This window comes from Allobosea sp. LC85 (assembly GCF_000735605.1).
Classification (GTDB): Bacteria; Pseudomonadota; Alphaproteobacteria; order Rhizobiales; family Beijerinckiaceae; genus Allobosea.
The window spans coordinates 1-4146 of sequence record NZ_JPKG01000001.1 but is presented as its reverse complement, the minus strand read 5'-3'; the positions used below and the strand labels follow the sequence as shown (position 1 = coordinate 4146).

Here is a 4146-nt window from a genome sequence, read left to right as displayed (position 1 = left end):
AGAACCTGGCGAGCGGCTCGACGCCGGCGGGGCCGGACTTCGCCGCCAACAGCATCAGCTTCACGGCGGGTTCGGATGCGATCGCCTCGATCGTGTTTGCGACCGACCTGGCCTTGCTCGGCGGTGGGTTGAGCTGGACACGGCTCTCCGACACGCAGATCGTCGGCAAGGACGGAGCGGCGACGATCGTGACGCTCGACCTGTCGGTGGCCGGCAGCGTGGCGACGGTGACGGCGACGCTGAACGGCAACTATGACAGCCATCCCGGGCTCAATGCGGATGATCTGGCGGCGCTCGGCTCGGTCGGCGTGGTCGCGACCGACATCGACGGCACGACGGCGATCGGAACGGTCAATGTCGCGGTCTCCGACGACGTGCCCACGGTGACGGCGCTTCCTCCGCAAACCGCACCGCAGGTACTCGGCAATTACGTCGTTCAGGCGGGCAACGCTGATTGGCGCGGACTCGACGGCACCGATAATCACGACATTCTTCTCACGGGATTTGTCGGCGCCAGTCACAACGGGACCGCAGATTCCGTCAACAGCAATAACGGCAGCATCGGTGTCGGCAATCACTTCATCACGGGAGCGACAAACCAGAAGCCGCAGCCCGATGGTGTCCGGGTCGATTTCGTCGACAATGTTCAAACAGTCGGAAGCGGGGGCAGCGCTACCTATACGTACAGCCAACACTATAGCGCGACGTCGACATCATTCGTGGTCGATCAAGTCCAGGGCGGTGGAACGGCTGTCGTCTTCGTGCAGCTGTGGAAGGCCGACAACGATCCTCACCCGGGGAATTTTTCCGACGATCAACGGGTCGGCATCGCGTCGGTCACCGTGAATGGTGCGGCTCCGACGAATTTCACGGCGGTGTATGAGGGCGGGACGCTCATTGGCTATGTGTTTACCGATGTTCCTGTCGGAGCGACGGTCGTCGTCAACGGTGCCGCCGACTTCAATCGGCTGATCGTCCAGAACTACGACGAGTTTTCGTTCTCGAACGCAGCAAATCAACCCACGCAATTTGACAGCGGCCGCAATTTCACAATCTCCGGCGTCACCGCGACCATTCAGGTGGTGCAGCCGTTCGAAGTTCGCCATGACGAGTCCGCCAGCGTCAATAATGGCGCGGATCCCAACCTCGCCGATGATACGGCCGCGGCCTTGCCGGCGGCTCTATCCGGTCGGATCGGTCAGCTCGGGTTTGTCGAGATCGGACACGCCGTTTCAACGGCGTCGGCCTCCAGCTTGTTCACCTACGCGGTTGGGGCGGATCAGTTGCCGTCCGGCTCGGCGATCACATATCGACTCTCGACGAATGTCGCGAATGGGACATTCAACGGTGCCGATAGTGGTTTGACTACGACTAACGGCAATCTCGCCATCCATCTGTACTCGGATCCAACAAATCCTCTGATCCTGTGGGGCGTCGCGGGTGGTCTCGCCGGAGATGCTTTCGCCACGGGGACGAAGGTCTTCGCCGCCTATATCGATGACTCGGGCAAGCTGTGGCTCACGCAGTTCGAAGCGATCGCTCATGGCGTCGACGGCTCGACGCCTGCCACACACGATGATGCGGCGTCGGTCATTGCCGGCCTCGTTTACATCACTGCGACGGTGACCGACGCCGACAACGATTCCGTTTCCGCCGTTTCGCAAACGCCGATCAAGCTCACGTTCCAGGATGACGGCCCCAACGCCGTGAACGATGCGGGTCAGACGGTTGCGGAGGATGCGGCCGGGACGATCGGCGGCAATCTGCTGACGAATGACACGCAGGGCGCGGACGGGGCGACGCTGACGCATGTGCAGCTGCCGGGCTCGGGCGTGCTGGTGGCGCTCACGACGGGCGTGCTGGTCGCCGGGGCCTATCAGTTCACCACGGCATTGGGCGTCTACAGTTTCCAGGCGAATGGGGCCTGGAGCTTCGATCCGGCGCCGGGTCAGGCCAATGCGGCCGGGATCAGCGCGGGCTTCACCTATCGGATCACCGATGGCGATGGCGACACCGATACAGCAGTGCAGCCGATCACGGTGACGGACGGCGCCGGCCCGGTGGCGGGCGCTGCGATTTCGCTGACGCTGGACGACCAGAACCTGGCGAGCGGTTCGACGCCGGCCGGTCCGGACTCCGCCTCGAACAGCATCAGCTTCACAGCGGGCTCGGATGCGATCGCCTCGATCGTGTTCGCGACCGACCTGGCGACACTGGGCGGCGGGCTGAGCTGGACGCGGGTGTCGGGCACGCAGATCGTCGGCAAGGACGGAGCGGCGACGATCGTGACGCTCGACCTGTCGGTTGCCGGCAATGTGGCGACGGTCACGGCAACTCTGAACGGCAATTACGACAGCCATCCCGGGCTCAATGCGGATGATCTGGCGGCGCTCGGCTCGGTCGGCGTGATCGCGACCGATGTCGACGGTGACTTCGCCACCGGCACGGTCAACGTCGCCGTCTCCGACGACGTGCCCACATTGGCCGGAGCAGCGCAGCTCGGGCAGGTCTCCGAGAGTGGCCTCGGCTCCGGCGTCCCGCTGGTGCAGAGCGATTTCGGCAACCTGAACATCGCCTACAATGCGGACCGGCCGGGCCGGCTCGAGTTCGCGCGCGACAACACCAACACACTGATCAAGCCGGCGGGGCTGAGCTCGGACGGGGTCGCGCTCGACTACATCCTGCGCACGGCCGCCAACGGCGTTGATGAGGAACTTGTCGCGTTCAAGATCGGTGCGGATGCGAACAGCCCTGTCTTCATCGTGACGCTGAACGCGTTGGTGAACCCGGCCTATGCCTTCAGCCTCCACCAGAATCTCGATCACTCCGGGGTCGGTGCAGATACCCAAACGCTGAGCTTCTCAATTGTCGCCTATGACAGCGACGGAGATGCGGTCACACAGACACTCACTGTTGCTGTGTTGGACGACGTTCCGGTGGCGGCTGCGGATACCGATGCGGTTGCGGCGGGTTCGTTTGCGGCGGTCGGCGGCGATGTGATCGCCGGCACCGGCAGCGACGGCAATGCGGCCGGCGCCGATACGCGGGGCGCCGACGGCGCGACGGTGACCTCGGTCGCGGCGACGACGGCGGGCGGGATTGCGGTCGCGGTCGGCTCGAACACGGTGGTGGCGGGCCAGTACGGCGTGCTGACGATCTCGTCCGACGGCAGCTACAGCTATATCCGCAATGTCGGCTCGGCCGGCGGCGTCAGCGACGTGTTCAGCTACACGCTGAGCGATGGCGACGGCGACGCCTCGCCGACGACGCTGACGATCGCGATCGGGGATTCGACGCCGGCGGCGACGATCCCGGGGGCGGGCGGGGCGACGACAACGGTGCACGAGGCGGGCTTGCCGGCCCGTGGGGCCGAGGCTGCGGGTTCGAACACGGCGGCGCCGTCGGAGACGGTGGCCGGGACGATCGGCTTCAGCTCGCCGGACGGCGTGTCGCTGGTGTCGCTGGGCGGGCATGTCCTGACGGGCGCACCGCAGAGCTTCGCCGACGGGACGCGCGGGACGCTGACGGCGTCGTACAGCTACGACCCGGCGACCGGCGCCGGCACGATCAGCTACAGCTACACGCTGCTCGACAACACCGCGGGCGACAATACCACGGCGAGCTTTGCGCTGGTGGTGAGCGATGCCGACGGCGATCCGGCCCCGGCCGGCAGCCTGGTGATCAACATCGTCGACGACGCGCCGGATGCGGTTGGCGATGCGGGTCAGACGGTTGCGGAGGATGCGGCCGGGACGATCGGCGGCAATCTGCTGACGAATGACACGCAGGGCGCGGACGGCGCGACGCTGACGCATGTGCAGCTGCCAGGCTCGGGCGCGATGGTGCCGCTCACGACGGGCGTGCTGGTCGGCGGGGCCTATCAGTTCACCACGGCGCTCGGCGTCTACTCGTTCCAGGCGAATGGCGCCTGGGCGTTCGATCCGGCGCCGGGCCAGGCCAATGCCGCCGGGATCAGCGCCGGGTTCAGCTACCAGATCATCGATGGCGACGGCGACACCGATGCGGCGGTGCAGCCGATCACGGTGACGGATGGCGCCGGCCCGGTGGCGGGGGCTGCGATCTCGCTGATGCTGGACGACCAGAACCTGGCGAGCGGCTCGACGCCGGCGGGGCCGGACTTCGCCG

1 protein-coding gene is annotated in these 4146 nt (G+C 66.0%); it reads left to right on the top strand.

The window, feature by feature from the left end:
- A partial coding sequence (locus FG93_RS00005) for a T1SS-143 repeat domain-containing protein (protein ID WP_043230393.1) occupies positions 1-4146 on the top strand: 4146 nt, incomplete at both ends.